The organism is Streptomyces sp. NPDC012769 (assembly GCF_042901205.1).
GTDB lineage: Bacteria > Actinomycetota > Actinomycetes > Streptomycetales > Streptomycetaceae > Streptomyces.
On sequence record NZ_JBIBCP010000004.1, the window covers coordinates 280,018 to 305,548 of the forward strand.

General features: G+C 71.7%; 25 protein-coding genes and 1 riboswitch. Of the genes, 13 read left to right on the top strand and 12 right to left on the bottom strand.

What is annotated here, in order from left to right:
* Nucleotides 1-35: 35 nt before the first annotated feature.
* Entirely contained in the window at nt 36-848 is an 813-nt protein-coding gene (locus ACFY7C_RS22580) for a TetR/AcrR family transcriptional regulator (RefSeq protein ID WP_389653489.1), read from the top strand.
* Here the strand turns inward: ACFY7C_RS22580 and ACFY7C_RS22585 are convergent.
* The 4 genes from ACFY7C_RS22585 to ACFY7C_RS22600 form a co-directional block, all read right to left on the bottom strand.
* Entirely contained in the window at nt 740-1,063 is a 324-nt protein-coding gene (locus tag ACFY7C_RS22585) for a multidrug efflux SMR transporter (RefSeq protein WP_345485747.1), read from the bottom strand. The two genes, ACFY7C_RS22580 and ACFY7C_RS22585, sit on opposite strands and share 109 nt — an antisense overlap.
* A 128-nt stretch (nt 1,064-1,191) precedes the next feature.
* A complete protein-coding gene (gene rsgA, locus ACFY7C_RS22590; protein WP_389653492.1) occupies nt 1,192-2,202 on the bottom strand; it encodes a ribosome small subunit-dependent GTPase A in 1,011 nt (336 codons plus the stop codon).
* A 3-nt stretch (nt 2,203-2,205) separates the two neighbouring features.
* A complete protein-coding gene (gene aroA, locus ACFY7C_RS22595; RefSeq protein WP_389653495.1) occupies nt 2,206-3,531 on the bottom strand; it encodes a 3-phosphoshikimate 1-carboxyvinyltransferase in 1,326 nt (441 codons plus the stop codon).
* A gap of 20 nt (nt 3,532-3,551) precedes the next feature.
* Nucleotides 3,552-4,247, bottom strand: coding sequence for a M50 family metallopeptidase (locus tag ACFY7C_RS22600; protein ID WP_389653498.1), 696 nt, complete (start codon nt 4,245-4,247; stop codon nt 3,552-3,554).
* 50 nt (nt 4,248-4,297) lie between these two features.
* Here ACFY7C_RS22600 and ACFY7C_RS22605 point away from each other — a divergent pair, with 50 nt between their 5' ends.
* The 8 genes from ACFY7C_RS22605 to def all read left to right on the top strand — a co-directional run bounded on the left by ACFY7C_RS22605 (nt 4,298) and on the right by def (nt 11,587).
* A complete protein-coding gene (locus ACFY7C_RS22605) occupies nt 4,298-5,113 on the top strand; it encodes an SOS response-associated peptidase (RefSeq protein ID WP_389653502.1) in 816 nt (271 codons plus the stop codon).
* 25 nt (nt 5,114-5,138) lie between these two features.
* Nucleotides 5,139-5,771 carry an alpha/beta family hydrolase gene (locus tag ACFY7C_RS22610; RefSeq protein ID WP_389653505.1) on the top strand — a complete coding sequence of 211 codons (633 nt, stop codon included), beginning with the start codon at nt 5,139-5,141 and terminating at the stop codon, nt 5,769-5,771.
* A gap of 256 nt (nt 5,772-6,027) precedes the next feature.
* A complete protein-coding gene (locus tag ACFY7C_RS22615) occupies nt 6,028-6,681 on the top strand; it encodes a sigma-70 family RNA polymerase sigma factor (protein WP_389654463.1) in 654 nt (217 codons plus the stop codon).
* Complete coding sequence (gene rsrA, locus ACFY7C_RS22620) at nt 6,678-6,989, top strand: mycothiol system anti-sigma-R factor (RefSeq protein WP_389653507.1); 312 nt, start codon at nt 6,678-6,680, stop codon at nt 6,987-6,989. The genes ACFY7C_RS22615 and rsrA overlap by 4 nt, the downstream gene beginning before the upstream one ends.
* A 157-nt stretch (nt 6,990-7,146) precedes the next feature.
* Nucleotides 7,147-8,586, top strand: a complete 1,440-nt coding sequence (locus tag ACFY7C_RS22625) for an HD-GYP domain-containing protein (RefSeq protein ID WP_389653509.1) — start codon at nt 7,147-7,149, stop codon at nt 8,584-8,586.
* A complete protein-coding gene (locus ACFY7C_RS22630; protein ID WP_389653512.1) occupies nt 8,583-9,830 on the top strand; it encodes an HD domain-containing protein in 1,248 nt (415 codons plus the stop codon). The genes ACFY7C_RS22625 and ACFY7C_RS22630 overlap by 4 nt, the downstream gene beginning before the upstream one ends.
* Before the next feature lie 79 nt (nt 9,831-9,909).
* Entirely contained in the window at nt 9,910-10,890 is a 981-nt protein-coding gene (locus ACFY7C_RS22635) for a hypothetical protein (RefSeq protein ID WP_345485738.1), read from the top strand.
* A gap of 67 nt (nt 10,891-10,957) precedes the next feature.
* Nucleotides 10,958-11,587, top strand: coding sequence for a peptide deformylase (gene def / locus ACFY7C_RS22640; RefSeq protein WP_389653516.1), 630 nt, complete (start codon nt 10,958-10,960; stop codon nt 11,585-11,587).
* Nucleotides 11,588-11,668: 81 nt separating this feature from the next.
* Here the strand turns inward: def and ACFY7C_RS22645 are convergent, their stop codons facing one another.
* The 6 genes from ACFY7C_RS22645 to ACFY7C_RS22670 form a co-directional block, all read right to left on the bottom strand.
* The gene (locus ACFY7C_RS22645) at nt 11,669-12,679 is read right to left on the bottom strand and encodes a ribonucleotide-diphosphate reductase subunit beta (protein ID WP_389653519.1); all 1,011 of its coding nucleotides are present in this window, start codon (nt 12,677-12,679) and stop codon (nt 11,669-11,671) included.
* Nucleotides 12,679-15,036 (bottom strand): ribonucleoside-diphosphate reductase subunit alpha, encoded by a 2,358-nt coding sequence (locus ACFY7C_RS22650; protein ID WP_389653522.1) that lies wholly within the window; start codon nt 15,034-15,036, stop codon nt 12,679-12,681. Before ACFY7C_RS22650 ends, ACFY7C_RS22645 begins: the two co-directional genes overlap by 1 nt.
* 131 nt (nt 15,037-15,167) lie before the next feature.
* Nucleotides 15,168-15,308: riboswitch (cobalamin riboswitch) on the bottom strand.
* 39 nt (nt 15,309-15,347) lie between these two features.
* Complete coding sequence (locus tag ACFY7C_RS22655; protein WP_389653525.1) at nt 15,348-15,860, bottom strand: GNAT family N-acetyltransferase; 513 nt, start codon at nt 15,858-15,860, stop codon at nt 15,348-15,350.
* A 79-nt stretch (nt 15,861-15,939) separates the two neighbouring features.
* Entirely contained in the window at nt 15,940-17,562 is a 1,623-nt protein-coding gene (mctP, locus tag ACFY7C_RS22660; protein ID WP_389653528.1) for a monocarboxylate uptake permease MctP, read from the bottom strand.
* Entirely contained in the window at nt 17,559-17,822 is a 264-nt protein-coding gene (locus ACFY7C_RS22665; RefSeq protein ID WP_389653531.1) for a DUF3311 domain-containing protein, read from the bottom strand. Before ACFY7C_RS22665 ends, mctP begins: the two co-directional genes overlap by 4 nt.
* 115 nt (nt 17,823-17,937) lie before the next feature.
* Nucleotides 17,938-18,702 carry a GntR family transcriptional regulator gene (locus tag ACFY7C_RS22670; protein WP_389654465.1) on the bottom strand — a complete coding sequence of 255 codons (765 nt, stop codon included), beginning with the start codon at nt 18,700-18,702 and terminating at the stop codon, nt 17,938-17,940.
* A 285-nt stretch (nt 18,703-18,987) separates the two neighbouring features.
* Between ACFY7C_RS22670 and ACFY7C_RS22675 the strand changes: the two genes are divergently transcribed.
* The 4 genes from ACFY7C_RS22675 (at nt 18,988) to ACFY7C_RS22690 (ending at nt 23,722) form a co-directional block, all read left to right on the top strand.
* Nucleotides 18,988-20,265: an extracellular solute-binding protein gene (locus tag ACFY7C_RS22675; protein ID WP_389653533.1), complete on the top strand. Its 1,278-nt coding sequence runs from the start codon at nt 18,988-18,990 to the stop codon at nt 20,263-20,265.
* A gap of 76 nt (nt 20,266-20,341) precedes the next feature.
* Nucleotides 20,342-21,334, top strand: coding sequence for a carbohydrate ABC transporter permease (locus ACFY7C_RS22680; RefSeq protein ID WP_389653536.1), 993 nt, complete (start codon nt 20,342-20,344; stop codon nt 21,332-21,334).
* The gene (locus ACFY7C_RS22685) at nt 21,331-22,188 is read left to right on the top strand and encodes a carbohydrate ABC transporter permease (RefSeq protein WP_389653539.1); all 858 of its coding nucleotides are present in this window, start codon (nt 21,331-21,333) and stop codon (nt 22,186-22,188) included. Before ACFY7C_RS22680 ends, ACFY7C_RS22685 begins: the two co-directional genes overlap by 4 nt.
* A 10-nt stretch (nt 22,189-22,198) precedes the next feature.
* The gene (locus ACFY7C_RS22690; protein WP_389653542.1) at nt 22,199-23,722 is read left to right on the top strand and encodes a glycoside hydrolase family 3 protein; all 1,524 of its coding nucleotides are present in this window, start codon (nt 22,199-22,201) and stop codon (nt 23,720-23,722) included.
* 77 nt (nt 23,723-23,799) lie between these two features.
* On the opposite strand, the gene nagB is transcribed toward ACFY7C_RS22690, so the two are convergent.
* Both nagB and ACFY7C_RS22700 read right to left on the bottom strand, forming a co-directional pair.
* The gene (gene nagB / locus ACFY7C_RS22695) at nt 23,800-24,585 is read right to left on the bottom strand and encodes a glucosamine-6-phosphate deaminase (RefSeq protein WP_389653545.1); all 786 of its coding nucleotides are present in this window, start codon (nt 24,583-24,585) and stop codon (nt 23,800-23,802) included.
* Nucleotides 24,586-24,767: 182 nt separating this feature from the next.
* Complete coding sequence (locus tag ACFY7C_RS22700) at nt 24,768-25,520, bottom strand: SDR family oxidoreductase (RefSeq protein ID WP_389653548.1); 753 nt, start codon at nt 25,518-25,520, stop codon at nt 24,768-24,770.
* Nucleotides 25,521-25,531: the final 11 nt, after the last annotated feature.

The window sequence follows — 25,531 nt, forward strand, 5'->3', positions numbered from 1 at the left end:
GCTGAGCGCAGAACCGACCCGGCCGGGAGGCGACGATGCCGACTGTCCCGAAGACACACAGGACGCCCGGGGTGCCGAAGGCCCCGAAGGCGCCCACCGCACGCGAGGCCCTGCTCGACGCGGCCCTCGCGGCCCTCGCCGCGCTGCCCTGGTCCGCCGTGCGGATGGTCGACGTCGCCGCCGCGGCGCGAGTCTCCCGGCAGACCCTCTACAACGAGTTCGGCAGCAAGGAAGGACTCGCCCGCGCCCTCGTGCGCCGCGAGGCCGACCTCTATCTGCGGGGCGTCGAGGCCGCCCTCGCCGACCCGGCGCCGCCCGCCCGCCGCCTGGTCGCCGTCGCCGAGTGGACCGTCGCCGCGGCCGCCGCCCGGCCCGTGCTGCGGGCCCTGCTCACCGGGGCCTGGGGCGAACGGCTGCCCGCGCCGCGGCCCGCGCGCACCGGGACCCGCGCCGCCGCCGTACCCGACCAGCGGCGGGCCGACGCTGGGGTGCCCTCGCCGGCGGAGCTGCTGGTGCAGGCGCGGGACCGGGCGGCCGCGCTGATCGCCGACGACCCGCGGGCCGCCGCCCGTTCCTGCGAGCTCGCGCTCCGCCTCGCCCTGTCGTACGTCGTGGCCTCGGCGCAGCCGACGCCCCGGAGCGCTCCCCACGAGGAACGGCGCGCGGACCGACGTGAGGACCGGCGCGCGGGCGGGCGTGGGGACGGGCGCGTGGACGGGCGGGCGGTCCGGGGCGCCGATCAGTGCGCGGAGCCGGACAGCTGGAGGCCGATGACCCCAACGATCACCAGCGTGATCGAGACGATCTTGAGCGTGGACACCAGGTCGCCGAGGAACACCATGCCGTAGATCGCCGTCCCCGCCGCCCCGATCCCGGTCCACACCGCGTACGCCGGCCCGACGTCGAGCTTGCGCAGCGCCAGCGTCAGCAGACCGAAGCTGCCCAGCGCGAAGCAGGCGAACGCGACCGTGGGCCACAGGCGGGTGAAACCGTGCGAGAGCTTCAGACAGACCGCGAAGCCGGTCTCGAGCAGTCCGGCGACCACCACCAGCAGCCACGCCATCGTCATGCCTCCCACGCCGTCGGTGACTGCTTCGTGTCGCTTGGTGCGATTATGCACTTACCAACGGTCGCGGCCCGCAAACGTGCGCGATCCGGGTGACGCGTCGTCAATCCCGGCACCGGCGCCGGTCAGTCGCCCTCGCGGCGCTCCCGCGTCGCCAGCAGCCGGCGCAGGGAGTACAGCCGCGCCGGATCGGCGTGCCCCTCCTCGACATAGGCGTCGAGCGCGCATTCCGGCTCGTCGTGGCTGCACGCGCGGGGGCAGTTCTCGGTGCCCGGTTCCAGGTCCGGGAAGGCGTGGATGACCCGGGACGGGTCGACGTGGTGCAGGCCGAAGGAACGCACGCCCGGGGTGTCGATGACCCAGCCGTCCGTCTTGTCCAGCGGCAGCGCGAGCGCCGAGGTCGTGGTGTGCCGGCCGCGGCCCGTCACCGCGTTCACATGCCCGGTGATCCGCCGCCGCTCCTCCGGGACCAGCGCGTTCACCAGCGTCGTCTTGCCCACACCGGAGTGCCCCACGAACGCGGTCACCCGGTCGCCCAGGTGCTCCCGCACCCGGTCGGCCGCGCCGCCGTCGTACAGCTCCTCGCGGTTCACCACCACGTACGGGATGTCCAGGGCGCCGTACAGCTCCAGGATCTTCTCCGGCGGCGCCAGGTCCGACTTCGTCAGCACCAGGAAGGGGTCGAGCCCGCCGTCGAAGGCCGCGACCAGACAGCGGTCGATCAGCCGCGGCCGCGGCTCGGGGTCGGCGAGCGCGGTCACGATCGCCAGCTGGTCGGCGTTGGCGACCACCACCCGCTCGAACGGGTCGTCGTCGTCGGCCGTGCGCCGCAGCACCGAGCTGCGCTCGCCGATCCGCACGATCCGCGCCAGGGTGTCCTTCTCACCGGACAGGTCGCCCACCAGGGAGACCCGGTCACCGACCACGGCCGCCTTGCGGCCCAGCTCGCGGGCCTTCATCGCCATCACGACCCGGTCGTCCACCAGGCAGGTCAGCCGGCCCCGGTCGACGGTGAGGACCATGCCCTCGACGGCGTCCTCGTGCTTGGGGCGGATGGTCGTACGGGGGCGGTTGCCCTTGCGGTTGGGCCGCTGGCGGATGTCGTCCTCGTCGGTGTGCTTGCCGTAACGCCGCATGGCTCAGACTCCGAGCATTTCGGTCCACATCCTCGGGAAGTCGGGCAAGGTCTTCTCGGTCGTCTTCACGTTCTCGATCTCCACGCCCTCGACGGCCAGGCCGATGATCGCGCCCGCGGTCGCCATCCGGTGGTCGTGGTACGTGTGGAACACGCCGCCGCGCAGCGCGCGCGGGCGGATGTGGAGGCCGTCCTCGGTCTCGGTGACGTCCCCGCCGAGACCGTTGATCTCCTTGGTCAGGGCGGCGAGGCGGTCGGTCTCGTGGAGCCGCAGATGGGCCACGCCGCGCAGGGTGGAGGGGGAGTCGGCCAGGGCCGCCACGGCGGCGATGCCCGGGGTCAGCTCGCCGACCTCGGCCAGGTCGACGTCGATGCCGCGGATCCGGCCGGTGCCGGTGAAGGTCAGGCCCTGCTCGGTCAGCTCGCAGGAGCCACCCATCTCGGTGAAGATCTCCCGCAGCGCGTCACCGGGCTGGGTGGTCCTGGCCGGCCAGTCCGGCACGGTGACCCGGCCGCCGGTGACCAGCGCCGCCGCCAGGAACGGCTGGGCGTTCGACAGGTCCGGCTCCACCACCAGGTCGCGGCCGAGCAGCGCGGACGGCGCCACCCGCCACACGTCGGGCCGCCCGCCGTGCTCCGGCTCGTCCACCTGCGCGCCGACCGCCCGCAGCATGTCGACGGTCATCCGGATGTGGGGGAGTGAGGGCAGCCGGTCGCCGACGTGCCGCACCTCCACGCCGTGGTTGAAACGGGCGCCCGACAGCAGCAGGGCGCTGACGAACTGGGACGAGGAGGAGGCGTCGATCTCCACGACACCGCCCTCCACACCGCCGCCGCCGTGCACGGTCATCGGCAGCGCGCCGCGCCCGTCGTCGTCGATCCTGGCGCCGAGCGCGCGCAGCGCGTCGATCACGCCGTGCAGCGGGCGCTCGTGGGAGCGCGGGTCGCCGTCGAAGCGGACCGGCCCGTCGGCGAGGGCCGCGACCGGCGGCAGGAAGCGCATGACCGTACCGGCGTTGCCGACGTCGACGGCCGCCGGGCCGTGCAGCCCGGCCGGGATGATGCGCCACGCCTCGCCCGTGCCGTCGGGCCCCACGCCCTCCTCGATCCTCACGCCGAGGGCGCGCAGCGCCTCCGCCATCAGCAGGGTGTCGCGCGAGCGCAGCGGCCGGCGCAGCCAGCCCGGCTCGGCGGCCAGCGCCGCGAGCACCAGGGCCCGATTGGTGACCGACTTCGATCCGGGCACGGTGACGGTGGCGTCGACGGCGCCACCCGCGTACGGGGCGGGCCAGAGGCCGGTGAGATCGGGCTGAGCGGAGCTTTCGGTCATGCCCTCACTTTACGGGGGAGTCACCACCGCACGAGCCAGCGGAAGCCGCCGATCAGGGCGGAGAGGGACACCGTGTGGAAGAAGAACAGCCACAGCGCCGCGGGCACATGGGTGAGCCGCGAGAGCTGATCGGCGTCCGAGTCGCCGGCCCCGCCGTGGCGGCGCTTCGCCTGGAGCTCGAAGGCCGGCCGCACCCCGCCGAGCAGCAGGAACCAGACCACCGCGTACGCGAAGACGGACTGCACGTCCGGATCGGTCAGCCAGGACACCAGGAGGAACAGCGCGCCGGTGAGCAGCACCGTGAAGATCCCGTACGCGTTGCGGACCATCACCAGCATCGCGAGCAGCAGCGCCGTCGCCAGCCACAGCAGCAGCGTGACGTGGTGCGAGCCCAGGAGCGCGGCGCCGCCGAGGCCGAGGAGCGGGGCCGCGGTGTAGCCGGCCGCCGCCGTCAGGATCATGCCGGGGCCGGTGGGTCGGCCCCGCGAGACGGTGAGGCCGCTGGTGTCCGAGTGCAGCCGGATCGACTGCAGCCGCCGCCCGGTCACGAGCGCGACCAGACCGTGGCCGCCCTCGTGCGCGATGGTGATCGCGTTGCGGGACAGCCGCCATATCGGGCGCGGCAGGACCGCGGCGAGGGCGGCGACCGCCGTGGCGATCACGATCCACCGGTCGGGCGCGGGCTGGGTGCCGAGGACGTCGAGTGCGGGGCTCATGGTGCGGACGGGCTCCTCGGTAGCGGTCAGGACCTGGCAGTGTGGCACTTATGTGCGGACGGTATGCAGCGAGCCGGCGGCCCGAGGACCTCGTGGACGTCTTCGAGGTCGAGAAGTGGGAGCCCGAGGAGACCCTGGCCCCCGACTGGAACGTGGCCCCCACCAAGGAGGTCCACGTGATCCTGGAGCGTCCTCTGAAAGACGCGGAATCACGGCGGCCGGTTCGCCAGATGCGCACCCTGAGGTGGGGACTCGTCCCGTCCTGGGCCAAGAGCCCGGAGGGCGCGGCCCGGATGATCAACGCACGGGCGGAGACCGTCCACGAGAAGCCCTCCTTCAAACGGGCCTTCTCCTCCCGCCGCTGCATCCTGCCCGCCGACGGCTACTACGAGTGGGTGACCGGCACCGACGAGCGGGAGCTGGAGGTCGAGGGGAAGCGGAAGCGGCCCCGCAAGCAGCCGTACTTCGTCACCCCCGCCGACGGCTCGGTCTTCGCCATGGCGGGCCTCTACGAGTTCTGGCGGGACCGGACGCTGCCGGACGACCATCCGCAGGCCTGGTGGGTGACCTGCTCGGTGGTGACCACCGAGGCGGAGACCGGCCCGCTGGGCGTGGCCCCCGCCGAGGGGCCGCGCTCGCTCGCCGACATCCACCCCCGGATGCCGCTGATGCTGACCCCGGACCGCTGGGACGCCTGGCTGGACCCGGCCCGCACCGACGTCGAGGAACTGCGCTCGCTGCTCGCCGCGCCGCCGGAGGGTCTGATGCGGGCCTACCCGGTGGCGACGGCGGTCAGCAACGTACGGAACAACGGACCCGAGCTGCTGAAGGAACTGGAGGGCCCGGAGGAGGCGACGCTGTTCTGAGGTCCCTCCTTGGCAGGATGGGGACGTGACGAAGAGCGAGATCGTTCCGACCGACGCCGGGGACGCCCGGATCACCTGGCACACGGCGAAGAAGCCCTGGACCGTGCTCGCCGTGAGCCACGGCGCGGGCGGCGGCATCGAGGCCCGCGATCTGCGGGCCCTGGCCGCCGCGCTGCCCGCCGGGGGAGTGACCGTGGCCCTGGTCGAGCAGCCCTGGCGGGTCGCCGGCAAGAAGGTCGCCCCCGCGCCGAAGACCCTGGACACCGGCTGGCGCGGACTGTGGCCCGCGCTGGCGGCCCCCGGTCTGCCGGTGATCTCCGGCGGCCGCAGCGCCGGGGCCCGGGTCGCCTGCCGCACCGCCCGCGAGCTCGGCGCGAGCGCCGTGCTCGCGCTGAGCTTCCCGCTGCACCCCCCGGGCCGGCCCGAGAAGTCCCGGGCCGACGAACTCCTCGGCGCGGGCGTCCCGACCCTCGTCGTGCAGGGCGGCAACGACCCCTTCGGCAAGCCCGCCGAGTTCCCCGCCGGTCCCTACACGCTCGCCGAGATCCCGCACGGCGACCACGGCTTCGCCGTGCCCAGGCGCGCCCCGCTCACCCAGGACGAGGCCGTGGACACGATCGTCCGCGAGGTCACGGAGTGGGTCGCGTCACTTCGGTGACCTCACCCCCTCCCGGGAATGCGGGACGGGGGACCGCTGTTGTGAGGGACATCGGTGCTTGAGAGCCAAGAAAGACGAGGGAGTCCGTCGCATGGGATCGACCATCTGCCCGGAGCGCCCGCAGGCCGCTGACCTCGACTGGACGGTGCTGCCCGGGCCCAAGGCCACCCCTATTCGGGCGGCGGGCGGAGCGGTTCCTCGTCTATCCTCCGAAGCGAGCGGGTCCGCGTTCGGGTTCGCCGCAGCGCTGGAGGAGGTGGGTCCGGTCACTGGGACCGACACAGGGACCGACGACGGCCCCGAGGAGACGACCGAGGAGCGCAACGCGCGCTTCGAGCGGGACGCCCTCGGCTACCTCGACCAGATGTACTCGGCCGCGCTGCGCATGACGCGCAACCCCGCGGACGCCGAGGACCTCGTGCAGGAGACCTACGCCAAGGCGTACGGCTCCTTCCACCAGTTCCGCGAGGGCACGAACCTCAAGGCGTGGCTGTACCGCATCCTCACGAACACCTTCATCAACTCGTACCGCAAGAAGCAGCGCGAGCCCCAGCGCTCCGCTGCCGAGGAGATCGAGGACTGGCAGCTCGCCCGCGCCGAGTCGCACATGTCGACCGGTCTGCGCTCGGCCGAGTCGCAGGCCCTCGACCACCTGCCGGACTCGGACGTGAAGGAAGCGCTGCAGGCGATTCCCGAGGAGTTCCGCATCGCCGTCTATCTCGCCGACGTCGAGGGCTTTGCGTACAAGGAGATCGCGGACATCATGGGGACACCCATCGGTACGGTGATGTCCCGACTGCACCGGGGTCGCCGCCAGCTGCGCGGCATGCTCGAGGACTACGCCCGTGAGCGCGGGCTGGTGCCGGCGGGCGCCGGAGAGTCGCACGATCTGAAAGGCTCGGGCTCATGAGCTGCGGAGACCCGCACGAGACGGACTGCTCTGAGGTCCTGGACCATCTCTACGAGTTCCTCGACCGAGAGATGCCCGACGGCGAATGCACCAAGTTCGAGTCGCACTTCGAGGAGTGCTCCCCGTGCCTGGAGAAGTACGGCCTCGAACAGGCCGTGAAGAAGCTGGTCAAGCGCTGCTGCGGCAGTGACGACGTCCCCATCGACCTGCGCGCCAAGGTGATGGGCCGGATCGAGCTGATCCGCTCCGGCCACACCGTGCCCGAGCAGGACGTCACCACCGCTCCGGCGGCCCCGCAGGAGCAGTAGCCGACGCGGCGCGACGACGTGAGCCGGGAGCCGGGCGAGATCCTCGCCCGGCTCCGGCGTTTCCGGTGCCGGTCTGCCTATCGGCTTGTATCACCCGATGGTGCGAATCGGCCGCGCCCGGCCGTCCCGCCGCCTCCGCGTCGCTAGCGTGGCAGGCGTGATGGTGGTCCCGCGATCGGCACGCGTCCTGATCGGCTGTGCCCTGCTCGCCGCCGCCGCGAGCACCCTGCCCGCTCTGCTCCCCGGCGCCCACACCCCCTGGCGTACGGTCCTGCTGCTCGCCGCCCTCTCCGCGCTCTGCGAACTCCCCGCCCGCCACCCCCGAGCGGCCCGGGCGCTCGGCGGCCCCGCCGAAGGGCCCGCCCCCGGCCCCGGCTCCTTCTTCGCGGTCCTGCTCGCCGCCGCGCTGCTCCTGCCGCCCTCGGCCGCCGCGCTCACCGCGCTGCCCGGCGCCCTCCTCGCCCCCGTCGAGCGGCCGCCCGCCGCGCCGCGCCGCGCCTGGCGCGCCGCCCAGCTCGCCCTCGCGGTCTGGGCCGCCGCCCACGTCGGACAGTTCCTCCAGTGCCCCGGCGCCCTCGGACGCGGACCCGACACCCCCGACTTCCCCTACGTGCTGCTGCCGACCGGCGCCACCGCCCTCACCTTCTGCCTGGTGCTCACCGCCCTCGACGGCGCCATCCGCGCCACCGCCGAACAGCTCCCCGCGCGCGCCGCGTGGCGCGGACTGCTCGGCCGGTCCCTCGCCCCGCACGCCGTGCACGGACTCGCCGGCCTGATGACGGCCGTGCTGTGGCGCAGCAGTTACGGACCGGTCGCCGCCCTGTTCGTGCTGCTGCCCATGTACATCTCCTGCTGGGGCTTCGCCCAGTACCACCGCGAACGCGCCGCCCACCAGGCCACCATCCGGGCCCTCGTCCAGGCCGTCGACATCAAGGACCGCTACACCCGCGGCCACAGCGAACGCGTCGGCCGCGCCTCGCTCCTGATCGCCCGCGAGCTCGGCATGGACGAACCCCGCCTGGAGGTCGTCCGCTTCGCCGGCATCCTCCACGACGTCGGCAAGCTGGGCGTGCCGACCCGGGTGCTCCGCAAGGACGGGCCGCTCACCCCCGAGGAACGCCGGATCATCGAGCTCCACCCCGAGTACGGGCACGAGATGGTCCGCGGCATCGCCTTCCTCGGCGAGGCCCGCACCGCGATCCTCCACCACCACGAACGCATGGACGGCAGCGGCTATCCGTACGGCCTCAAGGGCCACCAGATCCCCGAGTACGCGCGCGTGGTCGCCGTCGCCGACGCCTTCGACGCCATGACCTCCACCCGCTCCTACAGCCGGGCCCGCCCCGTCGGCACCGCCCTCGCCGAACTGGAGCGGTGCGCCGGCAGCCAGTTCGACCCGCGCATGGTCGCCGCGCTCGGCCGGGCCCTGCGCCGGCACGGCTGGCAGACCGAGGTCACCGCCGACGAGACCACCGTCCCGGCCCCCCGCGCCCCCGCCGCTCGACCGGGACCCGCCCCCGCGCCCGCCGCCCCCGCCCCCGGCCGGGAGGCCAGGGCCGCCGGACCCCAGCCCGCCCGGCCGCAGGAGCGCGCGTGACGAGCGGGCGCGCCACCGTCGGCGCCGTCCACGCGGCCGCCCTGCTGCTCACCCTCACCGCCCTCGCCGCCACCCTCTGGCACGGCCTCGACGAACCCGGCAACGCCCTCGCCTTCGGCCTCCTCATCGCCCTCGGCGAGCTCACGCGCCGGGGCGCCCCGCCGGACGACCGGGAACCCGCCCCGCTCGCCACCGCCGGCTCCCTCGCCTACGCCCTCCTCGGCCAGAACGGCCAGGAGCCCACCACCCACGGCGTCCTCCAGACCGTCGCCGTCGTCGTCGCGGCCGCCCTCGCCGGGACCGTCCCCCACGTCGCCCGCGGCCGCGGACCCGACCTCGACCACATGGCCCGGCGCATCCTCACCGTCGCCTTCGCCGCCCTCTGCTTCCAGCCGCTCTACAACACCGGCGCCCTCACCGTCCACCTCGGCCGCGGCCCCTCCTACGCCCTTTTCCTGCTCCTGCTGCTGCTCCTCACCGCCCTGTGCGACGCCGTCCTCGCCGCCCTGCTGCACCGCGCCCGCCGCGGCCACCCCTACGGCCCGCTGCTCCGCGACGAACTGCGCGCCCTGCTCGGCATCGGCTCCGCCGTCTGCGCCACCGGAACCGTCATGGCCCTCGGCGTGGCCGCCGCCGGACTGTGGGCGCTGCCCGTCTTCGCCGTACCGCTGCTCCTGGCCCAGGTCTCCTTCCGGCGGTACGCGGCCGTGCGCACCGTCAACCGGGAGACCATCGCCTCCCTCGCCCGCGCCACCGAGGTCGCCGGCTGCACCCCGCCGGGCCACGCCCGCCGGGTCGCCGCGCTCAGCCGGGCCGTGGGCCGGGAGCTCGGCCTGTCCGGGCACGAACTCACCGTCCTCGAATACGCGGCGCTCATGCACGACATCGGACAGCTCTCCCTGGTCGACCCGGTCGCCGGCGGCGCGACCGCCCTGCTGCCCGCCGCGGAGCAGCGCAGGATCGCCCTGCTCGGCGGCGCCGTGGTCCGCCAGACGGGCGTCCCGGCGGCCGTCGCCGTCGTCGTGGAGCGGCAGGCCGACCCGTACCGCGAGCAGCCCCTGCCCGCCCGGATCGTCCGCGCCGTCAACGCCTACGACGACCTCGCCGCCGGCACCGCGGGCGGCGGCCTCGGCGCCCTGGAACGGCTCCGTCTCGGCACCGCCCGCGACTACCACCCCGACGTCGTGGAATCCCTCGCCCGCGTTCTCGCCCGGGGCGGCGTCACCCCTGCTCCTCCGGGGTAACCCATGGGTAATGAGCGCGTGTCCGACCGGGCATGGTTGGATGCGAACAAGAGGGTGAAGCGACCGGCAGGCGGGAATCGTGAGGATCTTCGGGAAGGTACGGCATCGGCCCTCCGCCTCGTGGCGGCAGGCCACCGACCGCGCGTTCACGCTGATCGGCGACGGCCGGTACGAGGACGCGGGCGCGCTGCTGACGCGCGCGGCGGACCTGGAGCCCTGGCTCTCCGAGTCCTGGTTCAACCTGGCCCTGCTGCACAAGTTCCGGCACGACTGGGAGCAGGCCAGGGCCGCGGGGCTGCGCGCCGTCGCCCTGCTCGACAAGGAGACCGGCGCCCCCGACTGGTGGAACGTCGGCATCGCCGCCACCGCCCTGCAGGACTGGCCGCTGGCCCGCCGCGCCTGGCAGGCCTACGGACTGAAGGTCCCCGGGGCCGCCTCCGGCACCGGCGAACCGGCCGGCATGGAGCTGGGCAGCGCGGCCGTGCGGCTCTCCCCTGAGGGCGAGGCCGAGGTCGTCTGGGGCCGCCGGCTCGACCCGGCCCGGATCGAGGTGCTGTCCATCCCGCTGCCGTCCTCCGGCCGCCGCTGGGGCGAAGTCGTCCTCCACGACGGCGTGCCCAACGGCGAGCGGACCACCAGCGCGGGCCCCTCGTACCCCGTCTTCGACGAGATCGAGCTGTGGGCGCCCTCACCGGTGCCGACCTGGGTGGTCCTCCTGGAGGCCGCCACCGAGGCCGACCGGGACGCCCTGGAGCAGCTCGCCGCCGACGCCGGCTTCGCCGCCGAGGACTGGTCCTCGTCCGTACGGCTGCTGTGCCGGGCCTGCTCCGAGTCGACGATGCCCAGCGCCGAGGGCGAGGGCGAGCACCTGGACCCGCACGACCACAGCGAGCCGGGCCACCCCGGGCCGCTCGGCCACCGCTCGCCCGGCGAGCTGTGGGTGCCGGAGCGCGAGTGCGGCATCGCCGCGCCCGCCGGGCTGGTCCGCGGGCTGCTCGACGGCTGGGTCGCGGACAGCCCGGACAGCCGCGAGTGGCGGGATCTGGAAGAGGTCTGCTGAGCCGGTGCCCGTGGGCCCGTAGGCTGTCCTCCGACGGAATCGGGTTTTCAGGAAGGCGCGGCCGGACATGGCGCAGCAGGAGACGGACGAGCAGATCAACGACGGTTACGTCGTGGACACGGAGGACTGCGAGGCGCGTGAGCTCGCCCACCGCGAGCGGGGCACCTCGCGTCCGATCACGGTCGTCGGCAACCCCGTGCTCCACCGGGAGTGCAAGGACGTCACCGAGTTCGACGAGAAGCTCGCCCAGTTGATCGACGACATGTTCGCCAGCCAGCGCACCGCCGAGGGCGTCGGCCTCGCCGCGAACCAGATCGGCGTGGACCTGAAGGTCTTCGTCTACGACTGCATGGACGACGAGGGCGTCCGGCACGTCGGCCACGTCGTCAACCCGGTCCTCCAGGACCTGCCGGCCGACCGCCGCGTGCTCGACGACTCCAACGAGGGCTGCCTGTCGGTGCCGACCGCGTACGCCTCGCTGGCCCGCCCGGACTTCGCCGAGGTGCACGGCAAGGACATGCACGGCAACCCGATCAAGGTCCGCGGCACCGGCTACTTCGCCCGCTGCCTCCAGCACGAGACGGACCACCTCTACGGCTTCCTCTACATCGACAAGCTGTCAAAGCGCGACCGCAAGGACGCCCTGCGCCAGATGGCCGAGGGCACCCCGCGCTACCCGGTCGTCCCGAACGACTGACCCGTACGCGCCACGGATACGCGACACGGAAGAGGGCCCCGCACTCCATGAGTGCGGGGCCCTTCCTCGTACCGTACGGACTCAGAAGTCCTCGTCCAGGTCCACCGAACCCTCGACCGCCACCTGGTAGGCGGACGGGCGGCGCTCGAAGAAGTTGGTCAGCTCCTGGACGCCCTGGAGCTCCATGAACCCGAACGGGTTCTCCGAGCCGTAGACCGGCGCGAAGCCCAGGCGGGTCAGGCGCTGGTCGGCGACGCACTGGAGGTACTCGCGCATCGACTCGGTGTTCATGCCCGGCAGGCCGTCGCCGCACAGGTCACGGCCGAACTGGAGCTCCGCCTCGACGGCCTCCTTCAGCATCGCGGTGACCTGCTCCTGGAGCTCGTCGTCGAAGAGCTCCGGCTCCTCCTTGCGGACGGTGTCCACGACCTCGAAGGCGAAGTTCATGTGCATCGTCTCGTCCCGGAACACCCAGTTGGTGCCGGTGGCCAGGCCGTGCAGCAGGCCGCGGGAGCGGAACCAGTACACGTAGGCGAAGGCGCCGTAGAAGAACAGGCCCTCGATGCAGGCGGCGAAGCAGATCAGGTTGAGCAGGAAGCGACGGCGGTCGGCCCGCGTCTCCAGACGGTCGATCTTCTCCACCGAGTCCATCCAGCGGAAGCAGAACTGCGCCTTCTCGCGGATGGACGGGATGTTCTCGACGGCGGCGAACGCGGCGGCGCGGTCGTCCGGGTCGGGCAGGTAGGTGTCGAGCAGCGTCAGATAGAACTGGACGTGCACGGCCTCCTCGAAGAGCTGGCGCGACAGATAGAGACGCGCCTCCGGGGAGTTGATGTGCTTGTACAGCGTCAGGACCAGGTTGTTCGCCACGATCGAGTCGCCGGTCGCGAAGAACGCGACCAGGCGGCCGATCATGTGCTGCTCGCCCGGGGACAGCTTGGCGAGGTCGGCGACGTCCGAGTGGAGGTCGACCTCCTCCACGGTCCAGGTGTTCTTGATGGCGTCGCGGTAGCGCTCGTAGAAGTCCGGGTAGCGCATCGGACGCAGGGTCAGCTCGAAGCCCGGGTCGAGCAGGTTCTTCTCAACGGTCATTACTGGCAGGCCTCGCAGGACTCGGGGTTTTCGAGGGAGCAGGCGAGGGCGTCGGCGTCCGGCGTCGCCTGCTGGACGGGGATGGTGGTGGCCTGGGCGGCGCGGGCGATCCGGGTCGCCGGGCGCGAGCGCAGGTAGTACGTGGTCTTCAGACCCTGCTTCCAGGCGTACGCGTACATCGACGACAGCTTGCCGATGGTCGGCGTCTCCAGGAACAGGTTCAGCGACTGCGACTGGTCAAGGAACGGGGTGCGGGCCGCGGCCATGTCGATCAGGCCACGCTGCGGGATCTCCCAGGCGGTGCGGTACAGCTCGCGGACCTCCGCCGGCACCCAGCCGAAGCCCTGCACCGAGCCGTTGGCCTCGCGCAGCGCCTCGCGGGTCTGCGCGTCCCACACGCCGAGCCGCTTCAGCTCGTCCACCAGGTAGGAGTTGACCTGGAGGAACTCGCCGGACAGCGTCTCGCGCTTGAACAGGTTGGAGACCTGCGGCTCGATGCACTCGTAGACGCCCGCGATCGAGGCGATCGTCGCGGTCGGGGCGATGGCGAGCAGCAGGCTGTTGCGCATGCCGACGGCGGCGATCCGCTCGCGCAGCGCGGCCCAGCGCTCGGGCCAGTTGAGCTCGACGTCGTAGTGGTCGGGGTGCAGCACGCCCCGCGCGGTGCGGGTCTGCTCCCAGGCGGGCAGCGGGCCGCTGCGCTCGGCGAGATCGGCGGAGGCCTCGTACGCGGCGAGTATGATCCGCTCGGCGATCTTCGTGGACAGCGCGCGGGCCGGGGCCGAGTCGAAGGGCAGCTTCAGCTTGAAGAAGACGTCCTGGAGGCCCATCGCGCCCAGGCCCACCGGGCGCCAGCGGGCGTTGGAGCGGCCGGCCTGCTCGGTCGGGTAGAAGTTGATGTCGACGACCCGGTCGAGGAAGGTGACGGCGGTGCGGACGGTCTCGTCGAGCCGCTCCCAGTCGAGGTCGCCGGTCGCGGTGTCCACGAACGCGCCCAGGTTGACCGAGCCGAGGTTGCACACGGCCGTCTCGCCGTCGTTCGTGACCTCGATGATCTCGGTGCAGAGGTTCGAGGAGTGGACGACGGTGCCGGGCTCGGCGGTCTGGTTCGCGGTCCGGTTGGAGGCGTCCTTGAACGTCATCCAGCCGTTGCCGGTCTGCGCGAGGGTCCGCATCATCCGGCCGTAGAGGTCGCGGGCCGGCATGGTCTTGCGGGCCAGGCCCGCCGCCTCGGCCTTGCGGTAGGCGGCGTCGAACTCCTCGCCGTACAGGTCGACCAGCTCGGGCACGTCGGCCGGGGAGAACAGCGACCACTCGGCGTCCGCGTTGACCCGGCGCATGAACTCGTCCGGGATCCAGTGCGCCAGGTTGAGGTTGTGCGTCCGGCGGGCGTCCTCGCCGGTGTTGTCGCGGAGCTCCAGGAACTCCTCGATGTCCGCGTGCCAGGTCTCCAGGTAGACCGCGGCGGCGCCCTTGCGGCGGCCGCCCTGGTTCACGGCGGCGACGGAGGCGTCGAGGGTCTTCAGGAACGGGACGATGCCGTTGGAGTGGCCGTTGGTGCCGCGGATCAGCGAACCGCGGGCGCGGATGCGGGAGTAGGACAGGCCGATGCCGCCCGCGTGCTTCGACAGCCGCGCCACCTGGTGGTAGCGGTCGTAGATGGAGTCCAGCTCGTCCTGCGGGGAGTCCAGCAGGTAGCAGGAGGACATCTGCGGGTGGCGGGTGCCGGAGTTGAAGAGGGTGGGGGAGGAGGGCAGGTAGTCCAGCCGGCTCATCAGCCCGTACAGCGCCGCGACCTCGTCCACGGCGCGCACGCTGTCGTCCTCGGCGAGGCCGCAGGCGACGCGGAGCATGAAGTGCTGCGGGGTCTCGATCACCTTGCGGGTGAGGGGGTGGCGCAGCAGGTAGCGGGAGTACAGGGTGCGCAGGCCGAAGTAGCCGAAGCGGTCGTCGGCGGCCGGGTCGATCGTCCCGTCGAGCCGGGCGGCGTGCAGCGCGACGAAGTCGGCGGTGCGGTCGGCGATCAGGCCCTCGCGGTGTCCGACGGCGACCGAGGCGGAGAAGGACACCGCGCCCTGGCCCGCGGCCTCTTCGGCGATGGTGAGGGTGAGCAGCCGGGCGGCCAGCCGGGAGTACGCGGGGTCCTCCGCGATCAGTCCGGCGGCGGCCTCGGTGGCCAGCTCGCGCAGCTCCGCCTCGTCCGAGCCGGCGTGCCGGCCGCGCAGCGCGGCGGCGGCGACCCGGCCGGGGTCGGTGTCCCGGAGGTCGGCGGTGAGATCGGTCAGGGTCCGCAGGAGTACGGTCCCGGGTCCGTCGCTCTCGATCGCTGCGGCCGGATCGGCGGGCGCGATGGTCACGTGGGGGCTCTCCCTCGCTCGGCTCGGGGCCAGGGCGGGGGGAGGCGGAGGGCGGGCGGCCGTACGCACGGCGGCACCGCGTCCACCGGCCCACTCCGCGAGGCCCGGACGTCTGTGGCACCCGGAACGGACGGACCGGGCGCACTGTCGGCAGGTCTTCGGACTCACTTCGTACGGAAGCGCATGAAGTACACCGTTGCGGGACAGTTCCGGATTTCCACCGGATTCCCCTGCGACGACAGCGAGCACGAGCATACATGTGGGGGGCGCCGCTTGCGGCACCCCCCACATGTTGTGTGTCGTTTGCTTCGCTACAACTCCAGGGTGTAGCAGAGCAGCAGGAATTCGGGGCGATCGGGGATGGGGGACCAGTCCCGTTCCGGCGTGTGCCGGAAGCCCAGACGGTCGTAGATGCGGTGTGCGGTACGCATGCCGGTCTGGGTGGACAGGACGATCCTCTCGCAGCCCGGGACGGCCCGGGCGCGGTCGACGCAGGCCCGGACGAGCGCTTCGCCGACGCCGCGGCCGCGGGCGGCGTGGTCGACGGCCAGCATCCGGATCTCGGTCTCCCCGGCGCGGGCGCGATCGCCCATCACCCCGGGGGCCGGGACGAAGGTGACGCCGCCCAGGATGGTGCCGGCCGCGTCGTCCACGGCCACGAGCACGTCGGCGACCTCGGCCCGGCCGGCCACGTTCCGCAGATGTCCGAAGTACCAGTCGTCCTCGCCGTGGAGGAGGTGCCCGTCCTCGAGATAGGCCCGGCCGGTGATCTCCCCCAGGGTCTCGTGCTCCTCCGGCCGTACGTCTCTGATCGTGAAGTCCATGCCCAGCAGTCTCCCTCGGGTACGGCTCCGCCCGCCGCCCGGTTTCCCGGGGGCGGGCGGAGCGACGGGTGTGCCGCGGTCAGTGGCCGGCGCCGACCTTCGGCAGCTCGGTGACGACGCCCTTGTCGCCGGCGTCGGCCGTGTAGTCCTCGGGCCGGGTCTCGTCGACGCCTTCGGGCGCCTTGACGGCCTTGAGGACGAAGGTGAGGACGACGGTGACGACGACGTTGAGGACGAAGGCGGTGAGGCCGATGTAGCCGATCTCGCCGATGCCCGGGATCTCGGCGGAGGAGCCGCCGAAGTGCTTCTGGGTCGGGCTCGCGACCCCGTAGGCGGCGGCGGTGCCGTAGACCATGCCGACGGCCCAGCCGGCGAGCAGCGCCCAGCGGTGGAACCAGCGGGTGAACAGGCCGCCGACCAGGGCGGGGAAGGTCTGCAGGATCCAGATGCCGCCGAGCAGCTGGAAGTTGATGGCGACGGTCTTGTCCATGGTGAGGACGAAGACCAGCGCGCCGACCTTCACCAGCAGCGAGACCAGCTTGGAGACCTTGGTCTCCTGCTCGGGGGTCGCGTCGGGCTTGAGGAAGTCCTTGTAGATGTTGCGGGTGAAGAGGTTGGCCGCGGCGATCGACATGATCGCGGCCGGCACGAGCGCGCCGATGCCGATCGCGGCGAAGGCGACGCCCGCGAACCAGTCCGGGAACATGTTCTCGAAGAGCTGCGGGATGGCGAGCTGGCCGTTGGACACCTTCACGCCGGCCGCGATGGCCATGAAGCCGAGCAGTGCCAGCAGGCCCAGCATCAGCGAGTACAGCGGCAGGATCGTGGTGTTGCGGCGGATCACCTCGCGGCTCCGGGAGGAGAGCGTCGCGGTGATCGAGTGCGGGTACATGAACAGCGCGAGCGCCGAGCCGAGCGCCAGCGTCGCGTACGTCCACTGGCCGGCGTCGCCGGGCACGAGCGCGCCCTTGGGCTTGCCGGTGGCCGGGTTGGTCTGCGCGTACGCCTCGCTCGCCCGGGCGAAGATCTCGTCGAAGCCGCCCAGCTTGATCGGGATGTAGATGATCGCCACCGCGATGACGATGTAGATCAGGGTGTCCTTGACGAAGGCGATGAGCGCGGGGGCGCGCAGGCCGGAGGAGTAGGTGTAGGCCGCGAGGACACCGAAGGCGATGAGCAGCGGCAGGTCCTTGATGAACCAGTTGGTGTTCTCGCCGCCGCCGACGCCCATCACGTCCAGGACGGCCTGGATGCCGACGAGCTGGAGCGCGATGTACGGCATGGTGGCGAGGATGCCGGTGAGGGCGACCGCCAGCGACAGGCCCTTGGAGCCGAAGCGGCCGCGGACGAAGTCGGAGGTGGTGACGTAGCCGTGCTTGTGGGACACCGACCACAGGCGGGGCAGGAAGGTGAAGATCAGCGGGTAGACCAGGATGGTGTACGGCACGGCGAAGAAGCCGGCCGCGCCCGCCGCGTAGATGGCCGCCGGGACGGCCACGAAGGTGTACGCGGTGTAGAGGTCGCCGCCGAGCAGGAACCAGGTGATCCAGGTGCCGAACGATCTGCCGCCGAGGCCCCATTCGTCGAGGCTGTTCTCGTTCTCGGCCTTGCGCCACTTGGCGGCCAGGAAGCCCATGACCGTGACGGCCAGGAAGAAGAAGAGGAAGACGCCGAGCGCGACGCCGTTCACGCCGTCCTTCATCGCGCGTCACCGCCCTTGCGGGCGCGCTGGGCGCGCTGGTCGCGCTTCCAGAGGACGTACGCGACCATGGTCAGGCCGGTCGAGATCACGACCCAGAGCATCTGGTACCAGTAGAAGAACGGGACCCCGATGACGACCGGGTCCACCTTCGCGTACGAGCTCACCCAGAGCATCGCGACGAACGGCGCGAAGAGGCAGAGCGCGATCACCACCCTGAGCGGCGTGATGACCGGTTGTTTCCCTTGTGTCGCTTCTGACATGGCGAAACCGTCCCCTCACTGATCACCTCGTAATGACGGGGAAATCTAGGGGACGGTCGCGCTGGGAGGAACCCCTGTCCGTATAACGGATCAACCGTCAGTCGGAGAGGCCGGATCAGCCGTTGGGGCGCTGGAGGCGGGCGACGAACTTGTAGCGGTCGCCGCGGTACACCGAACGCACCCATTCGACCGGTTCGCCCTGGGCGTCCAGGGAGTGCCGGGAGAGCATCAGCATCGGCAGGCCCACGTCCGTGCCCAGCAGCCCGGCCTCGCGCGGGGTGGCGAGCGAGGTCTCGATGGTCTCCTCGGCCTCGGCGAGATGGACGTCGTACACCTCGGCGAGCGCGGTGTAGAGCGAGGTGTACTTCACCAGGGAACGCCGCAGCGCGGGGAAGCGCTTGGCGGACAGGTGCGTGGTCTCGATGGCCATCGGCTCACCGCTGGCGAGGCGCAGTCGCTCGATGCGCAGCACCCGGCCACCGGGGGAGATGTCGAGCAGCCCGGCGAGGGTGTCGTCGGCGGTGACGTAGCCGATGTCGAGCAGCTGCGAGGTGGGCTCCAGGCCCTGGGCCCGCATGTCCTCGGTGTACGAGGTGAGCTGGAGGGCCTGGGAGACCTTGGGCTTGGCCACGAAGGTGCCCTTGCCCTGGATCCGCTCCAGCCGGCCCTCGACGACCAGCTCCTGCAGGGCCTGGCGCACGGTGGTGCGCGAGGTGTCGAACTCGGCGGCGAGGGTGCGCTCGGGCGGGACCGGTGTGCCGGGCGGCAGGGTCTCCGTCATGTCGAGCAAGTGCCGCTTCAGTCGGTAGTACTTGGGCACGCGCGCGGTGCGGGTGGCTGCGCCGCCCTCTGTCTCCGTGGTGCCCGCGTCCGTGGCCATGGCCTGCCTTCCCGACTCCTGTGCTGCTGCCGTCACCGGCTCCTCCGTCTGTCGCGGCTCACATGGTGGCACGGACCGGTCACGGGTCGTCGCCCTCCCTCAGGTGTCGGTCCGATAACGGACCCGACTGCCCTTCTTATACACCCTTGACACCCCTAAAGGTCTAGGCCAAGCTCCGGGTACTGGTCTACACCATTAAAGGCCAGGTCCCAGCCCCACGAGCACTACTCGACGTATGTCTTCGCGCGGTGGGCAGGGGGAGCAGGCATCCCTGAGGAGGGTGGCGTGAAGCGCAAGCTCATCGCGGCGATCGGCGTCGCGGGCATGATGGTTTCGATCGCGGCGTGCGGGGGCTCCGACAAGGGCGGCGACAAGGCCGGCGAGGCCAAGGAGCTGACCGTCTGGCTGACGGTCGACGCCCAGAACAACTGGCCCGAGCTGGTCAAGGCCGCGGACGACGCGGTGACCAAGAAGCACCCGGGCATCAAGATCAAGCACGAGTACTACGGCTGGCCGGACAAGAACACCAAGCTCGACGCGGTGCTCGCGACCGACAAGGCCCCGGACGTTGTCGAGATGGGCAACTCCGAGATGATCAGCTACATGGCCAAGGGTGCCTTCGCCGAGGTCGACCCGTCGAAGTTCGACAACTCCGACAAGTGGCTCGACGCCCTCAAGGACTCGGTCACCTACAACGGCAAGACCTACGGCGTCCCCTACTACGCCGGTGGCCGCGTGGGCACCTGGCGCAAGGACATCGCCGCCGAGGCGGGCGTCAAGGCCGCCCCGAAGACCTGGGCCGAGCTGACCGCCGCGCTCGACGCCATCCAGAAGAAGAAGGGCGACAAGTTCAGCGCCTGGTACCAGCCGTCGCCGGACTGGTACGCCGCGATGTCCTTCGTCTTCGACGCCGGCGGCTCGATCGCCAAGCAGGACGGCGAGACCTGGAAGGCCAACCTCTCCTCGCCCGAGTCCCTCAAGGGCCTCACCGAGTACAAGAACATCCTCGACAAGTACATGCACGGCGACAAGACGAAGGACGAGTCCGACCGTCCCGTCGTCTTCGGCCAGGGCAACTCCGCGACGATGTTCGCCGCCGGCTGGGAGGGCGCCACCGCCGCCGACCCGAAGACCGACAAGGTCGGCGGGCTGAAGGACAAGCTCGAGAACTTCGTCATGCCCGGCCCGTCCGGCAAGAACCTCCCGGTCTTCCTCGGCGGCTCGGACCTGGCCATCCCGGTCAAGTCCAAGGCGCAGGGCGTCGCCGCCGAGTGGATCGCCGCCTTCACCGGCGCCGAGGGCCAGAAGGGCCTCGTCGCCAAGGGCAACCTGCCCAACAACAAGGCGGACCTCGCCCCGCTGAAGAGCGACCCGGCCACCGCCGTCCCGGCGACCGCGGCCGAGTCCAGCTGGTTCGTCCCGACCGCCCCCGGCTGGGGCCAGGTCGAGAAGGCCCAGACCCTCAAGACGATGCTCATCGAGATCGCCAACGGCAAGAAGTCGGTCGAGCAGGCGGCCAAGGACGCCGACGCCGCGATCGACAAGGTCATCAACACCAAGTGACCTGACGCGCGGGGCCCCGTCACCGTGACGGGGCCCCGCGGCCCGTACCACGAGAGGGACCGCTGAGGAGCACGGGATGAGTGCCGCAGACACAACCACCGCGAAGGTGCCGCCGGTGCGGCAATCGCCACCATCCGGCTCCGGAGCCGGTACGCCCGCGCCACGCAGCGGGAAGTCCAAGGGCGGGGCCGGGCTCCCATGGCTGCTCCTCGCGCCATGCCTGCTCGTGCTCCTGCTGGTGCTCGGCTATCCGTTCGTGCGCCTGGTGGCCCTCTCGTTCCAGAAGTTCGGCCAGCCGCAGCTGTGGGGCTTCCAGGAGCCCGAGTCGGCCGGCCTGGAGAACTTCACCAAGATCCTCGGCGACGCCGAGTTCTGGACCGTCGTCCTGCGGACCGTGCTCTTCGCGGCCGGCGCCGTGATCGTCACCATGGTCCTCGGCATGGCGATCGCGCTGCTCCTCCAGCGCGTCTCGACCTGGGTCAAGGTGCTGATCAGCATCGTGCTCGTGGCGAGCTGGGGCATGCCGATCATCGTCGCCACCGCCATCTTCAAGTGGATCTTCGACGCCGACTACGGCGTGCTCAATTGGCTGCTCAGCCGCCTCCCCGGCGTCGACATGATCGGCCACAACTGGTTCGCCAGCGGCCCCCAGGGCCTGGCCGTGATCATGCTCCTGGTGGTCTGGGGCGCCGTGCCGTTCGTGGTGATCACCCTGAGCGCCGGCCTCACCCAGGTGCCCAAGGAACTCGAGGAGGCCGCCCGCCTCGACGGCGCCGGCGCCTGGGGCGTCTTCCGCTACGTCACCCTGCCCATCCTCAAGCCGATCATCGTCATGCTGACGACGCTCTCGGTGATCTGGGACATGGGCGTCTTCCCGCAGGTCTACGTGATGCGCAACGGCCACCCGGAGGCCGAGTTCCAGCTGCTCACCACGTACTCCTTCGACAAGGCGTTCGTCGTCAACGACTACGGCACCGGCTCCGCGATCGCGCTCGTCACGGTCCTGCTGCTGCTCGGCGTCGTGGCGGTCTACATGCGCCAGATGCTCAAGATCGGAGATGTGGAGTGAGCGCCGTCACCTCCCGCCCGCACAAGCCGCGCAAGCCCCGCAAGTCCAAGCTCGGCTGGAACCTGCTCGGTCTGCTCGTCGTCGTCACCGCCGGCTTCCCGGTCTACTGGATGCTCAACACGGCCTTCAAGCCGGCCAAGGACGCGATCGACCCGAACCCGCACTTCTTCCCGTCCACCTTCACGCTCGAGAACTTCCGGCGTGCCCTGGATATCGCGGACTTCTGGGGCCCGGTCACCCGCAGCCTCGTCGTCTCGGCCGTCGTGGTCGTCATCGGCATCGCGGTCGGCCTGCTCGCCGCGCTCGCGATCTCCCGCTTCGCCTTCCGCGGCCGCAAGATCGTCATCGTCGGCATCCTCGCCGTCCAGATGGTCCCGCTGGTCGCCATGATCATCCCGGTCTTCCTGCTGCTCAACGACCTCGGGCAGTACGACAGGCTCAGCGGCCTGATCATCACCTACCTGACCTTCATCCTGCCCTTCACGGTGTGGACGCTGCGCGGGTTCATCGTCAACATCCCCAAGGAGCTGGAGGAGGCCGCCCAGGTCGACGGCTGCACCCCCACCGGCGCCTTCCTCCGGGTCGTCTTCCCGCTGCTCGCCCCGGGCATGGTCGCCACCTCGGTCTACGGCTTCATCCAGGCCTGGAACGAGTACCTGTACGCCCTGATGCTGATGAGCCAGCAGAACCAGACGGCCACCGTCTGGCTGTCCAACTTCATCACCAAGAACGGCACCGAGTACGCCCCGATGATGGCCGGCTCGACCATGATGGCCGTCCCCATCGTGATCCTCTTCCTCCTCGTCCAGCGCAAGATGGCCGCGGGTCTCACGGCCGGCGCGGTGAAGGGATGACGACCACCCCATGACCACACTCGCAACCGGCTCGGACACCCTGACGCGAGACGCGCTCACCGTCCTCCAGCCCGGCTTCGTCGGCACCACCGCCCCCGACTGGCTGCTCCGCCGGATCGGCGAGGGCCTGTCCTCGGTCGGCCTCTTCGGCCGCAACATCGTCGCCCCGGAGCAACTGGCCGCGCTCACCGCACGGCTGCGCGCCGAACGGGACGACGTCCTGGTCGCCATCGACGAGGAGGGCGGCGACGTCACCCGCCTCGAGGTCAACGAGGGCTCCTCCTTCCCCGGCAACTACGCCCTCGGCAGCGTCGACGACGTCGAGCTCACCCGGGCCGTCGCCCGCGAGCTCGGCCGCCGGCTCGTCGCCTGCGGAGTGGACCTCAACTGGGCGCCGTCCGCCGACGTCAACTCCGACACCGACAACCCGGTCATCGGCGTCCGCTCCTTCGGCGCCGACCCCGACCTGGTCGCCCGGCACACCGTGGCGTACGTCGACGGGCTCCAGGCGGTGGGCGTCGCCGCCTGCACCAAGCACTTCCCCGGGCACGGCGACACCAGCGTCGACTCGCACCACGCGCTGCCCCGGATCGATGTGGACCTCGCCACACTGCACGCCCGTGAGCTGGCACCTTTCCGCGCCGCCATCGCCGCGGGTTCCAAAGCGGTGATGAGCGCGCATATCCTGCTCTCCGCACTCGACCCCGACCGTCCGGCCACCCTCAGCCCGCAGATCCTCACCGGTCTGCTGCGCCGGGAGCTGGGCTTCGAGGGGCTGATCGTCACCGACGGGATGGAGATGCAGGCCATCTCGTCGACGTACGGCATCGAGCGCGGATCCGTCCTCGCGATCGCCGCGGGCGCCGACGCCATCTGCGTCGGCGGCGGGCTGGCCGACGAGGACACCGTACTGCGCCTGCGCGACGCGCTGGTGACCGCGGTACGGACCGGTGAACTGCCCGAGGAGCGGCTGGCCGACGCCGCGGCGCGCGTACGCGCGCTGGCGTCCTGGACACAGGCGCACCGGGTCAGGGGGGCTGCATCGGGGCCGGGCGCGGCACTTCAGGAGGGGACCGCGCCCGGCACCGAGGTCGGTCTCGTCGCGGCCCGCAGGGCCCTGGTGGTGACCCCGGGGGAGCGGCCGTTCGAGCCGCTGACCGGCGCGCCCTACGTGGCCTCCTTCACCCCGGTCGCCAACTTCGCGGTCGGCGACGAGACGCCGTGGGGCATCGCCGCCGAGCTGGAGCGGCTGCTCCCGGGCACCGCGACCGGCTCGTACGGGGCGGACGCCACGGCGGACGACGTCCTGGCCGCCGCCGGGGAGCGGCGCGTGGTCGCGGTCGTACGGGACGCCCACCGGCACCCGTGGATGGCCGGCGCCCTGGACGCCCTCCTCACGGCCCGTCCGGACACCGTGGTGGTGGAGATGGGCCTCAACGAGTCCTCGCCGCGCGGGGCCCTGCACATCGCCACGCACGGCGCCGCCCGGGTCTGCGGCCAGGCCGCGGCGGAGGTCATCGCGGGCGCCCGCTGAGCCACGCCCGTGTGCGAGAGGGGCCCGGCACCTGAACCAGGTGCCGGGCCCTTCGCGTGTGCCCGTGCGGGCACGAATCAGATGCCCTGCCAAGCGGGCTTGTTCGCGAAGGTGTGGCGGAAGTAGTCCGCCAGCTTCAGCTTGGAGGCGGCGGCCTCGTCGACGACCACCGTCGCGTGCGGGTGCAGCTGGAGCGCGGAGGCCGGCACCAGCGCGGCGACCGGGCCCTCGACGGTCTGTGCCACGGCCTCGGCCTTGCCCTCGCCGGTGGCGAGCAGGACGAGGTGGCGCGCCTCCAGGATGGTGCCGATGCCCTGGGTGATGACGTGGTGCGGCACCTGCTCTATGTCGTTGTCGAAGAAGCGAGCGTTGTCCACGCGGGTCTGTTCGGTGAGCGTCTTGATCCGGGTGCGGGAGGCGAGGGAGGAGCAGGGCTCGTTGAAGCCGATGTGCCCGTCGGTGCCGATGCCGAGGATCTGGAGGTCCACGCCGCCGGCCTCGGCCAGCGCCTTGTCGTAGGCCTCGCAGGCCGCCTGGACGTCCTCGGCCGAGCCGTCGGGGCCCATGAAGGCGTCCTGGGAGAGCCCGAGCGGCTCGACGACCTGGCGCAGCACCGTGGAGCGGTACGACTCGGGGTGCCCGGCGGGCAGCCCCACGTACTCGTCGAGCTGGGCGATGCGGGCGCGGGAGGCGTCCACGGAGCCGGCCTTGACCTGGGCGATCAGGGCGTCGTAGATGGGCAGCGGGGTCGATCCGGTGGCCACGCCGAGCAGCGCGTCCGGCTTGCGGCGCAGGAGGTCGGCGATGCCGTCCGCGATGAGCTCGCCGCCCGCCTTGGCGTCCTTGACGATGACAACTTCCACGCTGTGCCTGCCGATCTGGTGAGGGCTGGAAAGGAGCCTGGTGGTATAGACCAATCTAGGCTCAAATCTAGCAGAGCGAGGGCCGTCCGCCCATGCCGTTCCGGCCCGCGGGACGGGCTCTTCCCATCGTCGGCCGCACCCGCCTCCCCAGCCACTCGAACCCCGCCCCTACCCTTCTCCCGTCAGGCCAGCGAGCCGCCCGTGGCGTCGATCCACTGCCCCGTCACCCAGCGCCCGTCGTGGGAGGCCAGGAAGGCCACCACGTCGGCTATGTCCTCCGGGGTGCCGACCTTGCCCAGGGCCGACATCGCCGCCGCCCCGGCCCAGGCCTCCTCGTTCCCCCGCAGCCAGCCCGCGTTGATGTCCGTGTCCACGATGCCCGGCGCCACCGCGTTGACCGTGATCCCGCGGGAGCCCAGCACCTTCGACAGATAGCGCGTGAACACGTCCAGCGCGCTCTTCGACATCGCGTACGCGATCAGGTCCGGCATCATCGCCGCGTGCGTGAGGCCGGTCGACACGTTCACGATCCGGCCCCCGTCGCGCAGTCGCTCCGCGCCCAGCCGCGCCAGGAAGAACGGCGCCTTGGTGTTGACCGCGAAGATCCGCTCGTACTCCTCCTCGCCGATCGTGGCGAAGGGTGCCGTGGCCCCGATCCCCGCGTTGTTCACCAGGATGTCCAGGCCGTCCGCGTGGGCGTCGAAGGCCGCCCACAGCGCCTCCGCGTCCCCCGGCACCCCCAGCTCCTGCCCGAGGGCGAAGGCCTCGCCGCCCGCCGCCTCGATCGCGGCGACCGTCTCCTTCGCGGCCGCCTCGTTGCTCCCGTAGTGCACGGCGACCCGCGCGCCGTCGCGCCCGAGACGCTCGGCGATCCCCCGTCCGATGCCCCGGCTCGCGCCCGTCACCAGTGCCGTCTTCCCCTTGAGCGCGCCCATGACGACGCCCC

Coding starts and splice junctions, on each gene's coding strand:
- ACFY7C_RS22690 (WP_389653542.1), top strand. CDS start 22,199: ATGACCACACTCGCAACCGGCTCGGACACCCTGACGCGAGACGCGCTC.
- ACFY7C_RS22700 (WP_389653548.1), bottom strand. CDS start 25,520: ATGGGCGCGCTCAAGGGGAAGACGGCACTGGTGACGGGCGCGAGCCGG.
- mctP (WP_389653528.1), bottom strand. CDS start 17,562: ATGAAGGACGGCGTGAACGGCGTCGCGCTCGGCGTCTTCCTCTTCTTC.
- ACFY7C_RS22605 (WP_389653502.1), top strand. CDS start 4,298: ATGTGCGGACGGTATGCAGCGAGCCGGCGGCCCGAGGACCTCGTGGAC.
- ACFY7C_RS22600 (WP_389653498.1), bottom strand. CDS start 4,247: ATGAGCCCCGCACTCGACGTCCTCGGCACCCAGCCCGCGCCCGACCGG.
- ACFY7C_RS22670 (WP_389654465.1), bottom strand. CDS start 18,702: ATGGCCACGGACGCGGGCACCACGGAGACAGAGGGCGGCGCAGCCACC.
- ACFY7C_RS22585 (WP_345485747.1), bottom strand. CDS start 1,063: ATGGCGTGGCTGCTGGTGGTGGTCGCCGGACTGCTCGAGACCGGCTTC.
- ACFY7C_RS22645 (WP_389653519.1), bottom strand. CDS start 12,679: ATGACCGTTGAGAAGAACCTGCTCGACCCGGGCTTCGAGCTGACCCTG.
- ACFY7C_RS22655 (WP_389653525.1), bottom strand. CDS start 15,860: ATGGACTTCACGATCAGAGACGTACGGCCGGAGGAGCACGAGACCCTG.
- aroA (WP_389653495.1), bottom strand. CDS start 3,531: ATGACCGAAAGCTCCGCTCAGCCCGATCTCACCGGCCTCTGGCCCGCC.
- rsgA (WP_389653492.1), bottom strand. CDS start 2,202: ATGCGGCGTTACGGCAAGCACACCGACGAGGACGACATCCGCCAGCGG.
- ACFY7C_RS22580 (WP_389653489.1), top strand. CDS start 36: ATGCCGACTGTCCCGAAGACACACAGGACGCCCGGGGTGCCGAAGGCC.
- ACFY7C_RS22680 (WP_389653536.1), top strand. CDS start 20,342: ATGAGTGCCGCAGACACAACCACCGCGAAGGTGCCGCCGGTGCGGCAA.
- ACFY7C_RS22665 (WP_389653531.1), bottom strand. CDS start 17,822: ATGTCAGAAGCGACACAAGGGAAACAACCGGTCATCACGCCGCTCAGG.
- rsrA (WP_389653507.1), top strand. CDS start 6,678: ATGAGCTGCGGAGACCCGCACGAGACGGACTGCTCTGAGGTCCTGGAC.
- def (WP_389653516.1), top strand. CDS start 10,958: ATGGCGCAGCAGGAGACGGACGAGCAGATCAACGACGGTTACGTCGTG.